This window comes from Lysobacter changpingensis (assembly GCF_017308985.1).
Classification (GTDB): Bacteria; Pseudomonadota; Gammaproteobacteria; order Xanthomonadales; family Xanthomonadaceae; genus Lysobacter_J; species Lysobacter_J changpingensis.
Genome location: NZ_JADWPE010000003.1, coordinates 917,113 through 936,407, shown reverse-complemented (window position 1 = coordinate 936,407; position 19,295 = coordinate 917,113). Strand labels below are relative to the sequence as shown.

12 protein-coding genes are annotated in these 19,295 nt (G+C 68.8%); 4 read left to right on the top strand and 8 right to left on the bottom strand.

Features of this window, described 5'->3' with window-relative positions:
• Positions 1-57: 57 nt before the first annotated feature.
• Together I4U41_RS11215 and I4U41_RS11210 are read right to left on the bottom strand one after the other, a co-directional pair.
• On the bottom strand, positions 58-2,175 hold the full coding sequence (locus tag I4U41_RS11215) for an amylo-alpha-1,6-glucosidase (protein WP_206861194.1): 2,118 nt from the start codon (positions 2,173-2,175) through the stop codon (positions 58-60).
• 26 nt (positions 2,176-2,201) lie between these two features.
• Positions 2,202-3,260 (bottom strand): glycosyltransferase family 4 protein, encoded by a 1,059-nt coding sequence (locus tag I4U41_RS11210; RefSeq protein WP_206861193.1) that lies wholly within the window; start codon positions 3,258-3,260, stop codon positions 2,202-2,204.
• 186 nt (positions 3,261-3,446) lie between these two features.
• On the opposite strand from I4U41_RS11210, the gene I4U41_RS11205 reads away from it, so the two are divergent.
• The gene (locus tag I4U41_RS11205) at positions 3,447-4,322 is read left to right on the top strand and encodes an alpha/beta hydrolase family protein (RefSeq protein ID WP_206861192.1); all 876 of its coding nucleotides are present in this window, start codon (positions 3,447-3,449) and stop codon (positions 4,320-4,322) included.
• Positions 4,323-4,562: 240 nt separating this feature from the next.
• On the opposite strand, the gene I4U41_RS11200 is transcribed toward I4U41_RS11205, so the two are convergent.
• Together I4U41_RS11200 and I4U41_RS11195 are read right to left on the bottom strand one after the other, a co-directional pair.
• Positions 4,563-5,414, bottom strand: coding sequence for a ribonuclease H-like domain-containing protein (locus I4U41_RS11200; protein ID WP_206861191.1), 852 nt, complete (start codon positions 5,412-5,414; stop codon positions 4,563-4,565).
• Positions 5,411-7,834, bottom strand: coding sequence for a DEAD/DEAH box helicase (locus I4U41_RS11195; RefSeq protein WP_206861190.1), 2,424 nt, complete (start codon positions 7,832-7,834; stop codon positions 5,411-5,413). Before I4U41_RS11195 ends, I4U41_RS11200 begins: the two co-directional genes overlap by 4 nt.
• A 341-nt stretch (positions 7,835-8,175) precedes the next feature.
• Here I4U41_RS11195 and I4U41_RS11190 point away from each other — a divergent pair, with 341 nt between their 5' ends.
• A complete protein-coding gene (locus I4U41_RS11190) occupies positions 8,176-9,132 on the top strand; it encodes an MBL fold metallo-hydrolase (protein ID WP_206861189.1) in 957 nt (318 codons plus the stop codon).
• Between the two features lie 360 nt (positions 9,133-9,492).
• Here I4U41_RS11190 and I4U41_RS11185 read toward each other — a convergent pair whose 3' ends face one another.
• Complete coding sequence (locus I4U41_RS11185) at positions 9,493-10,128, bottom strand: 2'-5' RNA ligase family protein (protein WP_206861188.1); 636 nt, start codon at positions 10,126-10,128, stop codon at positions 9,493-9,495.
• 281 nt (positions 10,129-10,409) lie between these two features.
• Between I4U41_RS11185 and I4U41_RS11180 the strand changes: the two genes are divergently transcribed.
• Positions 10,410-12,125, top strand: coding sequence for a sensor domain-containing diguanylate cyclase (locus I4U41_RS11180; RefSeq protein ID WP_206861187.1), 1,716 nt, complete (start codon positions 10,410-10,412; stop codon positions 12,123-12,125).
• Positions 12,126-12,196: 71 nt separating this feature from the next.
• On the opposite strand, the gene I4U41_RS11175 is transcribed toward I4U41_RS11180, so the two are convergent.
• Complete coding sequence (locus tag I4U41_RS11175) at positions 12,197-12,634, bottom strand: EF-hand domain-containing protein (RefSeq protein WP_206861630.1); 438 nt, start codon at positions 12,632-12,634, stop codon at positions 12,197-12,199.
• Positions 12,635-13,050: 416 nt separating this feature from the next.
• Between I4U41_RS11175 and I4U41_RS11170 the strand changes: the two genes are divergently transcribed.
• Positions 13,051-15,696 (top strand): M1 family metallopeptidase, encoded by a 2,646-nt coding sequence (locus I4U41_RS11170; protein ID WP_206861186.1) that lies wholly within the window; start codon positions 13,051-13,053, stop codon positions 15,694-15,696.
• Positions 15,697-16,287: 591 nt separating this feature from the next.
• On the opposite strand, the gene I4U41_RS11165 is transcribed toward I4U41_RS11170, so the two are convergent.
• Together I4U41_RS11165 and I4U41_RS11160 are read right to left on the bottom strand one after the other, a co-directional pair.
• The gene (locus tag I4U41_RS11165; RefSeq protein ID WP_206861185.1) at positions 16,288-16,647 is read right to left on the bottom strand and encodes a response regulator; all 360 of its coding nucleotides are present in this window, start codon (positions 16,645-16,647) and stop codon (positions 16,288-16,290) included.
• Between the two features lie 155 nt (positions 16,648-16,802).
• Positions 16,803-19,292, bottom strand: a complete 2,490-nt coding sequence (locus I4U41_RS11160) for a PAS domain S-box protein (RefSeq protein ID WP_206861184.1) — start codon at positions 19,290-19,292, stop codon at positions 16,803-16,805.
• Positions 19,293-19,295: the final 3 nt, after the last annotated feature.

Sequence of the window (19,295 nt, the reverse complement as noted above, 5' to 3'; positions counted from 1 at the left end):
GATACCGCCGCCCTCCACGGCGCAGCCTACGCGACAGTGTCGCGGGAGCAGGCTGCCTCACCCCCTGACCCTGGCCACCACCCCTTCCGAATCCGGCCCCTCCACGAACACCGCCACCCGCTCGCCCAGCCGCTTGAGCACCAGGTGCGCGCGTCGCTCGCCAAGGGTGAGGTTGCGGATCGACAGCTCCTCCACGCCGATCGGCAGGCGCGGATGGTCCAGCACGATCTCCGCCGCCGGGCCGTCGATGTCGATGCCCAGGCACGCCTGCAGCGACATGAACGCCGAACCCGCCGCCCACGCCTGCGGCAGGCACGCGACCGGATACGCCACCGGTGCGCCGCCGGGCACGCGCGGGAAGCCGCAGAACAGCTCCGGCAGGCGCATGTCGAACGCGACCGCCGCTTCGAAGGCGCTGCGCAGCAGGCGCATCGATGCCTGGCGATGGCCGTAGCGCGCCAACCCGGCCGCGCACAGCGCGCTGTCGTGCGGCCACACCGACCCGTTGTGGTACGACATCGGGTTGTAGCGCGCCTCGCCGACGGCGAGCGTGCGGATGCCCCAGCCGCTGAAGAAATCCTGCGACATCAGCTGTTCGGCGACGGCCTGCGCGCGCGGATGCTTCGGCAAGCCCATGTAGAGCAGGTGGCCGGGATTGCTCGCGCGCACCGCGCACAACGCGTTCTCGCCATCCACGGCGATTCCGTAGAAGCCCGACTCCATCCAGAAGTGCGTCTCCACCGCTTCGGCGATGCGCTCCGAACGCAACAGCCATTGCCGCGAGGAATCGTCCTCGCCCAGCGCCAGCGCGAGCCGCGCCATGCCGCGCATCGCGGCGAACACATAACCCTGCACTTCGACCAGCGCGATCGGTCCCTGCGGCGAACGTCCGTCGGCATGGAACACCGAATCGAAGCTGTCCTTCCAGCCCTGGTTCGCTAGCCCCGTCGCTTCGCCGCGCGCGTAGTCGAGCAGGCCGAGCGGATTGGCGTCGCACACGCGTTCGATCCACGCCGCCGCGGCCTTCAGCTCGGGCCAGATGCGGCGGATGAATTCGACATCGCCGGTGCGCCGCGCGTACTCGGCGGCGAGCACCAGGAACAGCGGCGTCGTGTCCACGCCGCCGTAATACAGGCCGAACGGAAGCTCGCGCAGGCGCGCCATCTCGCCCTTGCGCGTCTCGTGCATGATCTTGCCCGGCGATGCGTCCATGAAGGACGATTCTTCCTTCGCCTGGTTGCGCGCGAGGAAGGCGAGCACGCCGCGCGCGAGCGCCGGATCGAGCCACAGCGTCTGCAACGCGGTGATCACCGCATCGCGACCGAACGGCGTGGAGAACCACGGAATGCCCGCGTACGGATACGGCCCCGTGTCGAGTTCGCTGGTCAGCAGCGCGAGGTCCGCGCGCGAGCGTTCCATCCACGAATTGAACAGCGGCGCCTCGCTGCGCACGCGCGAAAGCCGCCGCTGCCGGCGGCGCATGCGTGTGCGCGCGACGCTCGCCGCGGCGCGATAACGCGAGCGCGTGGCCGGCGGCGGATCGTCGTCGGCGCTGACTTCCAGGTGCATCTCTTCGCGCGCACGCGGTTCCAGTGCGATGTCGAATGCGAGGCGTCCGTCGTCCATCCTGCGCGGCGCGCGCGAGAACACGATCGATGCGCGGCACGGCGCGCCATCCAGGCCGACGTAGCCGAAGGTGAGGCCGTCCTCGCGCGGATGCGGCGGCAACTGCTGCCCGCGCGCCGCGCGATGCGTTCCGCGCACTTCGAACATGTCGCGGAAGTCGGCGTCGCAATCGAACACCAGCGTCAGGCGGACCGCTTCGGTGCCGTAGTTGGTCAGCGCCACGCGCTCGAACAGCCGGTCCGCGCACAGGAAGCGCGTGCGCTTCACATGCACCAGCCCGTGCGGCGTGGCGTCGCCACCGAGCGGCGGGAGCGCGCGGTTGGTCAGGTGCGCGACGAAGAACACGTTGTCGCGCGAGACCATCGAACTGAGCAGCGCGGGCGTGGAATCGCCCAGCGTCATGCGGTAACGCGAGAGGATCCGCGTGTCGTTGTGGAACTGGCCATCGCCCTCGCCGACGATGTCGCCGGAACCGTTGGCGATGAGGAAAGTGTCGCCGTCCTTGAGGACGTAGCTGGAGAACAGCGTCGCGGCAGCAGCCGGATCCATGTGTCAACGCCCGGTGGTGGAAGGCTTCAAGCGGTGAGGCGGATGCGCGTGCCTCCCTGTTCCAGCACGCGCCAGTACAACTCGACGTAACGGCGCGCCATGGCGCTGGCGGAGAAACGCTGCTCGAAGCGCGCGCGGATGCGGCCACGGTCGTAGCGCGCCACCGACTGCACGGCCTGCACCGCCTCGTCCATGCCGTCGACGATGAGGCCCGTCGCGCCATGGTCGAGCACTTCCGGCACCGAGCCGCAGTTCCATGCGATCACCGGCGTGCCGCAGGCCATCGCCTCGATCATCACCAGCCCGAACGGCTCGGGCCAGTCGATCGGGAACAGCAGCGCGACCGCGCCGCCGAGGAACTCGCTCTTCTGTTCGTCGTTGATCTCGCCGATGTATTCCACGCCGGGGCCTTGCAGGAGCGGTTCGATCTCGTCGTGGAAATACGCACGGTCGACCGTGTCGATCTTCGCCGCGATGCGCAGCGGCAGGCCGGCGCGGCGCGCGATCTCGATGGCGCGATCCACGCGTTTTTCGGGCGATATCCGCCCCAGGAAAGCGAGGTACCCGCCACGTGGCGTCGGGCTGAACTGGTACAGGTCCGACGGCAGCCCGTGATGGACCGTGCCGGCCCAGTTCGCCGACGGCAGCGGCCGGCGCTGGTGGTCGGAGATCGACGCCAGCGGGAACTGCGGCCAGCACGCGTAGGCCTGCGGCAGGTCCTTCAGGTCGAGCCGTCCGTGCAGCGTGGTCAGCGTGCGCCACGGCATGTCCTGGAAGAACGGGAAATGCAGCAGGTCGATGTGGAAGTGGATGATGTCGAACTCGTCCGCGCGCTGGCGCACTTCGTCGAGCATCGCCAGGTGCGCGGCGAGGTCGCTCTTCAGCGGCGCCGGATCCAGGCGGATGGCCTGGTCGCGCATCGGCGCGAGCGTGGCGGTGGTCTGCGCGTCGCCGCTGGCGAACAGCGTGACGTCGTGGCCGGCCTGCACCAGCGCATCGCACAGGTGCGCGACGACGCGTTCGGTTCCCCCGTACAGCTTCGGCGGAACCGCTTCATACAGCGGGGAAATCTGGGCGATTTTCATGCGTGCGGGTTTTCTTCGGGGACGCCTCGAGCGGGCGGGGCGCGCATGAACGGGCGCTCCGGCCACCGGCTCCAGCTGGCGATGGATCGACCTTATGGCAGGGTTCTTCAAGGCGGCGTGATGCGTGCGCGGGCACGGCGCGGCGCGCCGACGAGGCGATCACGCGCGGCTGGCGAGGATCGGCGCATGAAGGAAGCAGCGGGCACGGACAGGCGTGGCGGGGCGGCGTTCGCCAGCGGCGTTTCGCCGGTGGAAGCGCGCGTGGAATCGCTGCGCCTGCCGGTCGCGGACGACCATTTCTGCGCGACGTTCGCCACGCCCTTGCCGGCATTGCCCGCGGTCATCTTCGTGCACGGATGGAACGGGACGCAGGAATTCGACCTGGGCCATCTGCGCGATGCAGTGGCGGTGGGCTGCGCGGTGCTCACGGTGGACCTGCGCGGCCATGATCGCGACGACCCGCGCCATGACCACGTCAGTCGTGAAGACAACCTGCGCGACCTGCTCGCCGCGTACGACTGGCTGGTCGCCCGCGACGACGTGGACGAGCGCGCGATCGCGGTGGTCGGCTTCAGTTATGGCGCGTACCTGGCGACGCTGCTGACGGAGCGGCGTCGCGTGCAGTGGCTCGCGCTGCGTTCGCCGGCGCTGTATCCGGACGAGGGCTGGGACGTTTCCAAGCACGCGCTCGAAGAACGGGTCGAACTGGCCGAATACCGCCGCCACGTGCAGGCGCCCGGTGGCAATCGCGCGCTGACCGCGCTGGCGGAATTCCGCGGCGACGTGCTGCTGGTGTGCTCGCAGGACGACCAGGTCCTGCCCGCTGCGGTCGCCGAAAGCTTCCGCGGCGCGCTGGTGCGTGCGTCGTCGATCACGACGCGCACGATTTCAGGCGCGGACCATGAACTGTCGCATCCCGACGCGAAGCGCGCGTGGGCCGACCTGCTGCAGGACTGGCTCGCCGCGATGATCGGCGGCGCGCGCCGGCAGGCGGTGGTGTCGGCGCTGGAGGCGCGGCATGAGGAGGTGGATGGCGCGGGGGATCCGCATGAGCGGGCTTGACGGGGCGTGGGCTCCTAGTGCGCTTCCTGGGACCATTTCACCGTCATCCGTCATCCGGCCTTCGCCGGGATGCCGGCCTTCCTGGTGAGATGACGATCCTTTCGGAAGCCATGCTGCTCTTGTAGCCCGGGTAAGCGAAGCGCACCCGGGTCGGAGAAGCGACCGCGCCCCGGGTGCGCTTCGCTTACCCGGGCTACAAAAACGCCGGAACATCCCAAAAATCCGACGCGCCCACCCGCATCACGGCATCTCAAACCCCACCGCATCCATCTCCATCGCACTCAACCGGGACAGATGCAGCAGCAGTTCCGCCAGCGTGGCCACGTCGCGATCGTTGTGCGCGAGCACGCGGCGCAGGTTGAACGCCGATCCGCCGCGCAGGTACGACAACCATGCCGCCGGCGCTTCCGAACCTGGCAGGTCGTCCTCGCGCACGACGTTCAACGCGCGGCGCTCGATCGTCGCCAGCCGGCAGTTCTCCCAACGCCCGCGATAACGCCGCCGCGTGGGATACAGCAGGTCCACGTGCACCAGGTCCGCCAGCGGCGTGCCCATGCGGTTGAGGCGGTAGCGTGTCGCGAGCAGCGGCGCGTCGTAGCACTTGCCGTTGTAGCTGACCAGCACCGTGTCCGGGCGCAGCCACTGGCGGAACACGTCGAGCATCGCCGCTTCGCCCGACATCGTGGTGATCAGCAACTGCCGCACGCGCAGCGCACCCTCGAACCAGTCGGCGGCGCCGATCATGAAGGCGCGCGTGCCGCTGCCGCCGGCCAGGCCCGTGGTTTCCGTATCGAAGAACATCAGCCGTTGCGCATCCAGCGCATCGCGGCGATCGAAACGCCCATCGATCCATGCCTGCGGCGGCGCGAACGGCAATCGTGCTTCGACCAGGCGCAGACCGCGTGCGATCTCCACGCCCGGCACGTGGCGATCGTCGGATGCGATGCGCAATACCGGATCCGGCGCACGCCGCCGCAGATGACGTCGCAGGTCGTCGATGCTCGGCGTGCGCGCAACCTCGACCGGTTTGGAAGGCACCGCCGCGCCGGCCTGGCGCTTGAGCTGTTGCAGACGCGCGAGGGTCAGGCTCATGCGGGCGCCAACGCCTTGAGCACGCGCAACGCGAGCGCGCGTGGCGCGATGCTGGCATCTTCATCGATCGCCAGCACCGGCCCCACGCACGCCGGGCAACCGGCCTTGCAGTCGCAACGTTCGACCAGTTCCACCGCGCGCTGCACGAGTTCGCGCTGGCGGAAATGCAGCGGCTCGCTCAGGCCGACGCCGCCGGGATAGTTGTCGTAGAGGTAGACGGTTGGTACGAAACGTTCGCCGTCTTCCAGCGACACGGCGTCGTCGCCCGCGCCGCGCAACTGCCCGCGCCCGCGCCCGTCCGCGCTGGCGAACCATGCGCCGTTGCCATCGCCGACGGCCTTCTGCAGATCGACGCCTTCGGCCATCACCGCGAGCTTGGCGACGACATGCAGCGCGTAACCGGCACCGAGGAAGCCGTCGAGCGCTTCCTGCCGCGATGCGAATTCCGACTCCAGCACCGCCGGCGGAAGCTGCCACCACACGCTCGTCGTATGCAGTTCCTGGTCGGGCAAGGTTACCGGGCCGTAGCCGATGTTCTCGTGCGTGTAGTAGCGGATCTTCTTGTAGCCGGCGACGCGCCGCACCACGTGCACTTCGCCGTGGTGGCAGGTGCCGCGGCCGGCGGGCGAACCGTCGAAACGTTCGAGCACCTTCAGCTTGGTGTAGTCGATCGCGTCGGTGTAGTAATCCACGTGCGTGCGCGTGACGAACGCCTTGCGGCCGTCCCAGTCGAGTTTCTCCACCTGGTAGGGCGTGGCCTGCACCATGTAGATCGCGCCTTCGTACAGCGTGAGCGGCGCGGAGGAGAAATCGACTTCGGCGATGATCGTCTGCCGGCCTTCGGTGCGATCGACCACGACGAAGTTACCGTCGGCCACCGAACGCAGGCTTACGGCATTGGCAGGATAGCTGTCGGCGATCCACTCCCAGCGGTCGTTCTCGTTGTGCACCACGCCATCTTCGGAAAGCAGTTGCAGGTAGACCTGCGGATCGACCGGGCCGAACAGCTCGCGCGCCTGGAACGGCAGTTCGAACGCCGCGCAGCGGATGTGGTCGAGCAGGATCACCGGCTGGTCGGCGTGGATGCGCGCGTGCTCCGGCGAAGCGTTGGCGAAGAACTCCGGATGCCGGATGACGTACTGGTCCAGCGGATCGGAACTGGCGACCAGCACGCCGACCGACGCCTGCTTTCGCCGGCCCGCGCGGCCGAAGCGCTGCCACGTCGCGGCGATCGATCCGGGATAGCCGTTGAGCACCACCGCGTCGAGCGCGCCGATGTCCACGCCGAGCTCCAGCGCGGACGTCGAGACGATGCCGTCGATGGTGCCGGCCCGCATGGCGCGTTCGGTCTCGCGGCGTTCGGTCGGCAGATAGCCGCCGCGGTAGCTGCGGATGCGCGCCGGCTTGCGCGGATCGTTGTCGAAGACATCCTTGAGGTACTTGGTCAGCACTTCCACCATCAATCGCGACTGCGCGAACACCAGCGTCTTCAACCCGGCCTTGATGGTCAGGCGCGCGATGAGGTTGCTCTGCGACCGCGCAGAGGCGCGCAGGCCGAGGTCGGGATTGACCACCGGCGGGTTCCACAGCAGCACGTGCTTGTCGCCGCTGGGCGCGCCGGATTCGGTGACGGCGGTGACGTCGCGCTCGGTCAGCGCTTCGGCGTGTGCCTTCGGATTGCCTATCGTCGCCGAGCACAAAATGAACTGCGGCTTCGAACCGTAGAACGCGCAGATGCGCTGCAGGCGGCGGATCACATTCGCCACGTGCGAACCGAACACGCCGCGGTAGCTGTGTACTTCGTCGATCACCACATAGCGCAGGTTCTCGAAGAACTGCGCCCATTTGGTGTGGTGCGGCAGGATGCCCTGGTGGAGCATGTCGGGATTGCTCACCACGATGTCGCCGTGCAGGCGGATCGCCTGTCGCGCATCGCCGGGCGTGTCGCCGTCGAAGGTGAAGGTGCGCACGCCGAGATTGCCGGCGGCGTTGAGTTCGAGCAGTTCGGCGACCTGGTCCTGCGCGAGGGCTTTGGTCGGGAACAGGAACAACGCCTTCGAACGCTGCGTCGACGCGGCGGCCAGCACCGGCAGCAGATAGCACAGGCTCTTGCCCGACGCGGTGGCGGTGGCGATCACCACGTCCTCGCCGCGCCGCACCGCGTGCCACGCCTCGGCCTGGTGCGAATACAGGCGGTCGATGCCGCGCGCGGCGAGCGCATGCACGACGCCGGCAGGGACGTCGTCGGGCATCGGCACGCTGCGCTCGGGGCGCCCGGGCACGGTGTGCACGCCGGTGATGCGCGAGAGGTACTTGTTCTCCAGCCGCTGCGCGAGCGCGCGGCCATCGGCGGCGGGCCGCGGTCGTGCGACCTCGGGAAAGACGGAGAGGTCGGTCGGACTGCGCGCCGGCTGGCTCATGCGGGTTCGTTTGGCGGGAGGGCAGGGCGTTGTAGGGGAGGGGCGTCTCAGGGTTTGAGATTGGGGATGGGGGATGCGGATTCGGCAAAGGCAAAACCTTCATCCCGGCGAAGGCCGGGCTCCAGGCCCGCAGTGCACGGGCACTCGTTCCGGCGAACCACACGCCTTCGCGCGAGTGACGGGCAGGCGCAGAAAGGCGAAGGAGAACGGCAATGCCAAACCAGTCGCAACCACAGCCGCCACCACACACCATCCCAACCGTTGTCCTCCCGCGCGTCATCCGTCGCGCGCTAAGCTCTCGCGCGCCAGCGTGGTCGCCGGTCCTTCCACTGGAGTACGCCATGACCCGCAGTCCTCTCGCCCTTGCGGTTTCCCTGCTGCTCGCCGGCACGATGCTCGCCGGTTGCGCGAAGAAGCCCGCTTCCGAAGAACAGGCGGCAGCGCCGGCGGCTCCGGCCCCGGCGGCACCCGCGCCCGCATCGCAGGAGCAGGCCGATATCCACCGCTTCCGCATCGGCACGCTCGACGCGGTCGCGTTGCGCGACGGCACCATCGACACGCCCAACGACGGCAAGACCTTCGGCGTCGGCCAGAAGACCGAAGACGTCGCCGCGCTGCTGTCCGCCAACGGGCAGCCGACCGACACGCTGCAGTTGAGCATCCAGCCGCTGCTGCTGCGCGATGGCGACCGCACGGTGCTGTTCGATACGGGCGCGGGCGGCGAGACGTGGGCGAAGGCCGGAAAGCTGCAGGCTTCGCTGCGCGCGGCGGGCGTGGAGCCCGCGCAGGTCACCGACGTGCTGCTTTCGCATGGGCATCCCGACCACGTCGCCGGCCTGCTCGCGAAGGACGGCACGCTCGCGTTCCCGAATGCCACCGTGCGCATGTCCGCGCCGGAGTGGGCGGCGATGCAGGAGAATCCGAATGCGGCGAAGCTGGTGGCTGCGATCGGCCGGAAGGTCGCGACCTTCGAGCCGGGTGCTCCGGTGCTGCCGGGCGTCACCGCTGTCGCGCTGGAAGGTCACACGCCGGGTCACAGCGCCTACGAGATCGCGTCCGGCGACGAGCGACTGCTGTACATCGGCGATGCGGCGCACCATTACATCGTGTCGGTGCAGCGTCCCGACTGGACCGTCGAGTACGACCAGGATGCACCCAGGGCGCAGGCGGCGCGTCGCGCGCTGCTCAAGCGAGCGGCCGATGGAAACCTGCGGGTGTATGCGGTGCACTTTCCGTTCCCGGGGCTCGGTCACGTGAAGGCACAGGGAGATGCGTACGTGTGGGTGCCGGAGGGGTGACGGCTGCGGCGGTTTGCGTTGGCGGGACGTAGCAAACGCGGGCTGGTTTCGGACGCGGTGATGCTGCGATTTGCTCGTCAGCGTTACGGCGCTGTGCACGGTCACCTGCCCAACCCGCGCAGCCATCGGGCATGGCCCGATGGCGTTCGTCGGGACGCGCGACAGTGGCGCGCAAGCGTCCCGCCTCACCCCCGCAAGCAGGGAGAGGCTTTCAGAGGAGAGGGCTTTCAGGCCCCTCTTCCTCAGGGAGAGGGGTGGGGGTGAAGGTCGGGACGAGCGATGCAGTGATGCGGCGATGGTGCGCTGCTTTGGTCGACGCCACGGCGCCATGCGCGTGGGCTCCCGTAAGCAGGAGGGAGGTCAACCGTCGCTCCGCGCCGGCCAGCGCCACAAACACCGCCGCGCCGTCCCGTGATTGCCGATCTGATACACGCCTACCGCCACCGGCGCGAAGGCAAAAGCGGTGAACGCAGCCGCTTCCAGCTCGCGCAGGAATCCCGCGCGCGCATGCCCCAGCGTCAGGTGCGGCGAGAAGTTCGCGCCGCTGTGATCGGGAACGAAACGTTCGACGTACCGGATCGTGGATTCGCGGATCGGCGAGCCGTCGTCGTCCGGAACGAAGGCCACCGCCGTGCCGCCAGCCACTGCCAGCGCCTGCGCCGTGCCGAGGCAGTCGTCGGCCAGCGCCTGCAACGCAGGCGAATCGGCGATGCGCCATGACGCGCTGCCGGTGTCGCCGTCGATGCGAACCTGCACGCCGGTCACCTCCAGCGACAGCGCGAGCGGATTGTGCGCGGCGGCGACGCGGCCGATCGCGGCCAGCAGCGCAGGCAGATCGTGTTCGTAGAGGTAGCGCTGGACCAGCGTGACGTGGGGCAGGTGGGTGTCGTCGAAGGGGAATCCCGCCGGATGGTCGCGACGCAGCGCGGCGTTGGTGCGACGCGCACGTTCCTGCGTGGCTTCGTCGGGTTCGAGCAGGATGTCGATGGCGATCATGGGACTCGGGATTGGGGGCTGGAGATTCGGGATTCCCTGGAGCCGTCGCAGGCGCCTGGGGAGTTTCGCTCCATCGCCGTCATCCGGGCGAAAAGCAGGACGACGGAGAAGGCCTCCCGCTCCCGAGTCCCGAGTCCCGAATCCACGGACGCCGTCTCAGGAATCCCCACCCTCCGCCGATAGAATGCGCGACAAATCCGGTGCGGCCCGTCGCCGTGCCGCCACCATCACGGCAGGGAAGCCACACGCGCGTCGCGACGCGCCGGACGTCTGTCTACCCGATGATTTCCCGCCGATTCTCGCCGCTGCGTGTGTTCCTGGCGGCCACGGCGATCCTGGTCGCGCTGGGCCTGTACGTGGTCGCCAACGCCAGCCAGTTCGCCTCCGACTACCGTGCGGTGACGCACACCTACACCGTGCTGCGGCATGTGGACCGGATCGAATCGCTCCGCCACCAGGCGGTGGCCGAGGCCCGGGGTTTCCTGCTCGGCGGGCGCGCAGAGAACCGCGACAGCTTCTGGCGCGTCGGCGGCGAACTCCAGCGCGAGGCCGACGTGCTGGTCGAACTGGTCGGCGAGGACGCGGCGCAGGGCGCGCGCGCGACCGAACTGGGCCGCGCGCTCGAGGCGCGCCTGCGCATGAGTGCCGAAGCGATGCAGTCCACGCGAACCGGTGCGCGCGCCGGCGCGGATGCATCGCTGCTCGCCAGAACGCGCGCCATCGACCTCGACGTGACGCGGCGCATCGGCGAACTGCGCGCATCCGGGACCACGCACCTGGCCACGCACGCGCGGCGCGCCGAACGTTCGGCGTGGATGACGCTGCTCGCCGCCGGCATCGGCATTCCGCTGAGCCTGCTGCTGATCGGCCACGCGCAGCGGCTGCTTTCGCGCGAGAACCGCGTGCGCGAGCAGGCCGAAGCGGCGGCGTCGGCCTCGAACGCCGAACTCAACGCGACCGTCCAGCAGCTCGCGCGCCTGTCCGACAGCATGGCCGCGCTCAGCCAGTACTCGGGCATGCTGCAGGGCGCGTCCGATGCGCAGGAGCTCTACGAGATCACCGCGGCGACCTTCCGCCGCCTGCTGCCGGGGCTGGCGGGGCTGCTGTACGTGATCCGCGCGTCGCGCGATCACGCCGAACTCGTCGCGCAATGGGGCGGAGCGGTCGCGCCGAACGATCACGCGCCGGCGTCGCAGGCGTGCTGGTCGGTGCGCCGCTATGCGCCGTTCGCGATGGAGGATCTGCGCCACGGGCTGCGCTGCTCGCACATCGGCCGGCCGCACGGCGCGGAGGACGTGCATGGCCTGTGCGTGCCGCTGAGCGCGCACGGCGAAGTGGTCGGCTGGCTGTCGTTGCAGGGCGAAGGACGCGGCCGCATCCCGGACGAATCGCTGGCGATCCGCCTGTGCGAACAGCTGTCGCTCGCCCTCGCCAACATCCGCCTGCGCGAAAGCCTGCGCCACCAGGCGGTGCGCGATCCGCTCACCGGCTTGTTCAACCGCCGCTACCTGGAGGAATCGCTGGCGCGCGAGATCGCCCACTGCCAGCGCCGCGCGCAGCCGCTGGCGGTGCTGATGCTGGACATCGACCACTTCAAGAGCTTCAACGACCGCCACGGCCACGCGATGGGCGATGCGGCGCTGTCGGCGTTCGCGCGCATGCTCAAGACACGCTGCCGCCCGGAGGACATCGCCTGCCGGTACGGCGGCGAGGAATTCACCCTGATCCTGCCCGAAACCGACCTGCCGACCGCGCTGGAACGCGCCGAGGACATCCGCGCCGGCGCCGCGCTGCTGCGCATCGGCGAGCCGGGCGGGGCGATGCTGCGCATCACCGTGTCGATCGGCGTGGCGCTGATGCCGGAGCACGGCGACGTCGGCCTGGAGCTGATGCGGGCGGGCGATCGCGCGCTGTATCGCGCCAAGCACGAAGGGCGCGACCGGGTGGCGGTGGCGGACGGGCGCGTGGAGGAAGCGATGGAGATGGCGCGAGGGTAACCATCGCCCGCAAAGCAGAACCCCTCTCCCGATGGAAGAGGGGTTCGGTCTTTCAGGCCATGTCGGGGGAGTCACTCCCCGCGATCCGCCGTACGCATCTCCTTCTCGTGCCCCGCCTTCATCTCGGCAGCGCTGAGGTTGCCATCGCGGTTGGTGTCCATCTTGGTGAACATCTGCGCCGAACCGGCGTCGTGCTCGGCGGCCGAGACCACGCCGTCGCCGTTGGTGTCGATCTTCCGGATCTTGTCGGCCGACGACATCTTCATCTTGCCGCCCTTGTCGGCCTTCGCGGCACGATGGGCGTCCATCTCGGTGGCGGTGACGTTGCCGTCGCTGTCGGTGTCCATCTTCGTGAACATCTGCTTGGCGCCCGCCGCATGTTCGGCCGAGCTGACCATGCCGTCGTTGTTGGTGTCCATCATTTTGGCCTTGTCGTCGCCGGCCATGACGGCCGCCGGCGCGGCGAGCAGGATGCCCAGCCACAAGGCCCTAGAGGTACCTGATTTCATCGCGCCCTCCCAGGGTTGTTGTCAGGTAGCGCGAGGGTGCGCGCGGCGCCGTTCCGTGCCCGTCAACGCGGCGCGAAATCTTCCGGCGACGTTGAACTACGTGAACGCGAAGGCCGGCGGCAAGTCTTTACTGCCGGCGGAAAACCCTGCGCGCCTCGCACGACGCGTCGAGCCCGCCGCGCGGTGGACCGCCGCCCGCACGGGTGGCACGTCTCTTGCGGCACTCCTTCCATGGAGGCCGCCGCCGGGCGCCTTGTCGCGGGGGCGCAGCGATGCGTTCCCGGCCCGGTGAGGCGGCCTCCTTCCTTCCCCACCCATTCGCGACCTGTGATCCCCGCCGCATCCGCAGCGGGCAGGACCGGCACACTGCGCCTCTGGCACTGTGCCTTTCTCCACGATCACGAGGTTGTCGAACGATGCGCCGTACCCTGGTAACCGCCGTCGCGCTGGCCCTGACCACCGCGTGTGCCGCCGCGAACGCGGCGCCCGCCGCACCGGACGCTCCCATGGCCCGAAGCCAGACCACGACGCAGCTTCCGCGCAACGTGCTCCCGACGCACTACGACGTGTCGATCACGCCGAACGCTGGGGACCTGACCCTCGCCGGCACGGCGACGATCGCGCTGCAGGTGACGCAGTCCACGCCCGGCATCACGCTCAACGCGCTCGACATGACCTTCACTTCGGCGACGCTCACGCCCGCCGACGGCAAGGGGCGCGCGCTCACCCCGAAGATCGCCGTCGACAACGCCGCGCAGACCGCGACCTTCACCTTCGACCGGCCGCTCGCGCCGGGCGCGTATCGTCTTGCGCTGGAATACACCGGGAAGATCGGCACGCAGGCCAATGGCCTGTTCGCCATCGACTACGACACGAAGGACGGCCGCAAGCGCGCACTGTTCACGCAGTTCGAGAACTCCGATGCGCGCCGCATGATCCCGTCGTGGGACGAGCCCGCGCACAAGGCGACCTTCACCCTGACCGCGACCGTGCCGACCGGGCAGATGGCGGTGAGCAACATGCCGGCCACGTCCACGAAGGACCTCGGCAACGGCACCACGCGCGTGGAATTCGCGCCGTCGCCGAAGATGTCGACGTACCTGCTGTTCCTGTCGGTCGGCGATTTCGAACGCGCCACCACGCAGGCCGAAGGTGTGGAGATCGGCGTGGTCACGCAGCGCGGCTCGCTCGACCAGGCGCGGTTCGCGCTGGATTCCTCGGCCGACGTGCTGCGCGAATACAACCAGTACTTCGGAACGAAGTATCCGCTGCCCAAGCTCGACAACGTGGCCTCGCCCGGCGCGAGCCAGTTCTTCAGCGCGATGGAGAACTGGGGCGCGATCTTCACCTTCGAGCACACGCTGCTGCTGGACCCGAGCATTTCCACGCAGTCCGACAAGCAGCGCGTGTTCGCCGTGGCCGCGCACGAAATCGCGCACCAGTGGTTCGGCGACCTGGTGACGATGAGCTGGTGGGACGACCTGTGGCTCAACGAAGGCTTCGCGACGTGGATGGCGTCGCGCACCACGCAGAAGCTGCATCCGGAATGGAACACGCAGCTGGAAGCGGTCGGCTCGCGCGAATCGGCGATGGCGCTGGATGCGGTCGCGTCGACGCATCCGGTGGTGCAGCACGTGGAGACCGTCGAACAGGCGAGCCAGGCGTTCGATTCCATCACGTACGAGAAGGGCAGCGCGGTGATCCGCATGCTCGAAGGCTACGTCGGCGGTGACGCGTGGCGCGAAGGCGTGCGCCGCTACATGAAGAAGCATGCGTACGCGAACACGGTGTCCGACGATCTGTGGCGCGAGATCCAGGCCGCCGCGGGCAAGCCGGTGCTCGACATCGCGCATGACTTCACGTTGCAACCGGGCATCCCGATGCTGCGCGTGGCGGCCGGTGCGTGCGAAGGCGGCAAGACGACGCTGACCCTCGCGCAGGACGAGTTCACGCGCGATCGCCCCGGCAAGGCGCCGTTGCGCTGGCGCGTGCCGGTGATCGCCAAGTCGGCCGGCGGCGAGCCCGTGCGCACGGTGGTCGAAGGCGGGCACGCGCGGCTCGACGTGCCCGGTTGCGGCCCGGTGATCGTCAATGCCGGGCAGACCGGCTACTACCGCACGTTGTACGCGCCGGCACAGTTCGCGGGCGTGCGCGAGGGCTTCGCGAAGCTCGAGGCGATCGACCAGCTCGGCGTGATGAACGATGTGTGGGCACTGGGCATGGCGGGCCTGCAATCGCCGTCGGATTACCTGGACCTGGTGACGGCGACGCCGCGCGACGCCGATCCGCAGATCTGGGGCGACATCGCCGGCACGCTGCGCGCGCTGGATGCGTACTACCGCGGCGACGCCGCGCGCCAGGCGAAGTTCCGCGCGTTCGCCGTCGCGCAGCTGGCGCCGGTGTTCGCGCGCGTGGGCTGGGACGCGAAGCCGGACGAGGCCGATCCGGTGAAGGTGCTGCGCACGGACCTGATCGAAGCGCTGGGCGCGCTGGGCGATCGCATGGTGGTGGAGGAAGCGCGCCATCGCTACGCCGCCGGTGAACTGCCGGGCGAGCTGCGTCGCAGCGTGCTCGCCGTGATCGCGCGCCACGCCGACGCGGAAACGTGGGAGCGCCTGCACGCCGCCGCGAAGGCCGAGAAGACGCCGCTGGTGAAGGACGAGCTGTACATGCTGCTGTCGTCCACGCAGGACGCGGCGCTCGCGCAGCGTGCGCTGGACCTCGCGCTCACCGACGAGCCGGGCGCGACCAACAGCGCGGGCATGATCCGCACCGTCGCCGGCCTGCATCCGGACCTCGCGTTCGACTTCGCCGTCGCGCATCGCGAGCAGATCGACACGAAGGTCGATTCCACCTCGCGCTCGCGCTACTACCCGCGCCTGGCGAACAATTCACTGGACCCGGCGATGGCCGGCAAGGTGCACGCGTACGCGCAGGCGTACGTCGCACCGGGTTCGCGTCGCGCGTCGGAGAATGCGATCGCGAACATCAAGTATCGCGTGGGGGTGAAGAAGGATCGTTTGCCGGCGATCGATGCGTGGTTGACTGGGTGGGGTGGGTGAGCTTGGTGCGATTGAGTCTGGGCGAGTGAGTCAGGGCGGCAATCCCCTCTCGTCCGCCCGCCCGTCCCATTCCCGTCATCCCAGCGAACGCCGGGCTCCGGGCCATTGGCGTTCGGGCACTCCTTCGAGAAGCAAGGACTCACCGGACAAGCTTCCGATCGCCCGCGGCGCCCGGAGGCACTTCTCTTTGCTCGCACAAGAAAAATAACCAAAGCAACAGCAACTGCTTTTGTAGCCCGGGTAAGCGAAGCGCACCCGGGATGCGCGTCAGAAGCAACAGCAAATGGGTTCCAGCTTTCGCTGGAATGGCGGTGATATCGGTTCGCCGCTAACGGAGTGTCCGCACATTGCAGGCCTGGATTCCGGCCTTCGCCGGGGTGACGATCCTCTCGGGATCACGGTGTTCCCGGACGACGATGGCTTCTGTAGCCCGGGTAAGCGCACCCGGGGAGGAGAGGCGGCCGGCCCGCCCCGGGTGCGCTTCGCTTACCCGGGCTACAAAGGCCACAAGGCTACGAGCCTACAAAGGCTGCAATGACGGTGAGAGTGGTCCACCGACGAGGAGGCGTGCGTTGCCAGCATCGCTCCGCCTCAATGCGGTCGCGCCCGCTCCACCATCGACTCCACCGCCTCGATGATGCGCTCCGAGGTATACGGCTTGCGCACGAGTTCGCAGTCGTGGAAATCCTGCGGGAGCTTGTCCTTCGAATACGCGGTGGCGAACGCAAACGGAACGCCGCACTCGCGCAGGCGGTTCGCCAGCGGATACACCGCCTCGCCATGCAGGTTCACATCGAGCAGCGCGACGTCGACGCGTTCGTGGTCGGCGATCTCCAGCGCATCGGACAGCCGCGCGGCACCGAGGACGCGGTAGCCGGCGTCGGTGAGCAGGTCCTCCAGCGCCATCGCCAGGTACGCCTCGTCCTCGACCATCAACACACTGGGTTTCATGAACGCGGGCGCCGAGCCGGACCAGCGCGCATCGTGCCGCACGACGGCGTAACGGCAGTGTCATTTTTTGATGTCGCTGCGCGTTGGAAGGCGCCACGGTTCATCGCAAGGTCACCCGGCGCGCGGCGCCGCACGCGGAAAACGATCAAGCCGCTCTATGGCGCCGCGCGATCCGCAGCGCGATGTTCCACGAGCACGTCGTTCACGATGCGCGACAGCTGCCCGTGGTCGATCGGCTTGCGCAGCACGGTGCGCAGCATGTTCGCGGGCAGCGAGGTTTCGCGGATGCGATCGGCCAGCCCCGTGTACAGCAGCACGGGAAGACGCGGCGCGACCGGCTCCAGCGCCTGCGCGAGCTGCACGCCCGTCATCGACGGCATCGAATGATCGGTGATGAGCAGGCGGTAGTGCTGCGGCGATTCGCGTACGCGGGCTAGCGCGAGTTCGGGCGTTGATACGAAGTCCGCTTCCAGGCCCCAGTTCGACAGCAGTTCGCACATGAACTCGCCGACGCTGTGCTCGTCGTCGACCACCAGCACGCGTCCTTCGCGTCGCGTCGCGCCGGGGCGGTCGGAACGCCGCCGCGACGGCGTCGGCCGCGCCGCTTCCGCGCAGGCGGGCAACAGCACGCGGAACGACGTGCCGCGTCCGGGCGCCGTGTCCACCAGCAGATGGCCACCGTGCTCGTGCACGATGCCGTGCACCGTCGCCAGGCCCATGCCGGCGCCTTTTCCGGGCGGTTTCGTGGAGAAGAACGGGTCGAACATGCGTTCGAGCACCGCCGGCTCGATCCCCGGCCCGGTGTCGGCGATGCGCAGTTCCACGAACGCGCCGTCCACCGGCTGCCGGCAGGCGGCGCATTCAGCCGCGTCGATGCGCGTCTCGCGCAGCGCAAGACGAAGACGACCTTCGCCCTGCATCGCGTCGCACGCATTCACGCACAGGTTCAGCAGCACCTGTCCGAGTTGCACCGGATCGAACTGCACCGCGCACGTGCCGGACTGAACCTCCTGTTCGATGGCGACGCCGTCGGCGAGCGTCGGGCGCAGCACCGCGAGGTTCTGCTCGATGCAGGCGGCCACGTCGATCGCCTGCGCCTGGCCCTTCTGGCCCCGGCTGAACATCAGCATCTGCTGGATGAGATCGCGCGCGCGCTCGCACGATTGCAGTGCCTGGTCGAGATAGCCGGACAGACGCTCGTCGCCACGGTCGTCGCTGCGCTCATGCGCGAGCGCGACGTAGCCCATGATGCTCGCCAGCAGGTTGTTGAAGTCGTGCGCGATGCCGCCGGTCAGATGGCCCAGCGCCTCCATCTTCTTCGCCTGCAGCAGTTGCGCTTCCAGGCGCCGGCGGCGCTGCTCGGCTTCGGTGCGCTCGGTGATGTCGCGCAGGTAGCCGATGAAGACCTTGCCGGACGGACTGTCGTCCACGCCGACGGCGAGCTCGGCCGGGAATTCGGTGCCGTCGGCGCGCTGCGCGGTGACTTCGAGCCGCTTCTTCAGCACGGGCCCCGGGCCGCCTTCGAGGTACAGCTTCAACCCGAACTGATGCCGCTCGCGGAAACGTTCGGGGATGATCGTGTCGGCGAGCGATCGTCCGAGCGCATCGCCTTCGCGAATGCCGAAGCAGGCTTCCGCGGCCGGGTTGAACTTCACGATGGTGCCGTGTTCGTCCATCGCGATGATGCAGTCCAGCGCCGCGTTCACGGTCGCGCGCAGGTGCTCGGCGTTGCGATGCGCGGCGTCCTCGGCGCGCTGGCGTTCGATCTCGGCGGCGGCGCGCACGGCGAAGATCTTCATCACCGACTCGATGAATTCCGGCTGCTCCAGCGGACGGCGCGAGACGATCGAGATGATCCCCAGCGGACGGCCCTGCGCATCGTTGAGCGGAAAGCCGGCATAGCTTTCGGCGCCCATCTCGATGAAGTCGTCGTCCAGCGGGAACAGCGAGCTCAGGCCGGCGGGATACAGGCGAAAGCCATGTCCCACCACGGTGTCGCAGGCGGTGTTGGCGATCGCGTAATCGAAATGCTCGCGCGGTTTGTCGTCGGCGACGAAGGCGAGGATGTGCATCATCGTCGGCTGGTCCTCGCGGATCTGCGCGATGAACGCGACGTCCACGTCGAGGATGGCCGCCAGGTAACGCGACAGTTCGACGAACAGATCGCGGCCGTACGCGCGCGACACGGCGAGCGCGGAGCTGCTCAGCGCGGTTTCCACCTGCTTGCGCAGCGTGATGTCGGTGGCGATGCCGCACACCGCGTAGGGCACCTGGTCGATGTCGAGCAGCGGGAACTTCGCCGACAGGAACGTGCGTTGTTCGCCGGCGAAGACGCCGCTCTCCTCGAACTCCATCGCGCGCGCCTCCAGCAGCACGCGCATGTCGTTGCGGCGCAGCGCGGCGGCCATGTCGGGCGGGAAGATGTCGCGGTCGTTGCGGCCGATGAGCGCGTCGGCGTCGCGGCCGGTGAGGCGTTCGAACTCGCGGTTGACGAACAGGTAGCGCCCGGCCCGGTCCTTCGCGAACACCGCCGCAGAGGTGTTGTCGAGCACCTGTTGCAGGCGAAGTTCGCTTTCGCGCAGTGCGCGCTCGCGGTCGTCGACGGGGGAGGGGTCGACCTGCGGCGTGGCGTTGCCGGTGTTCATCGG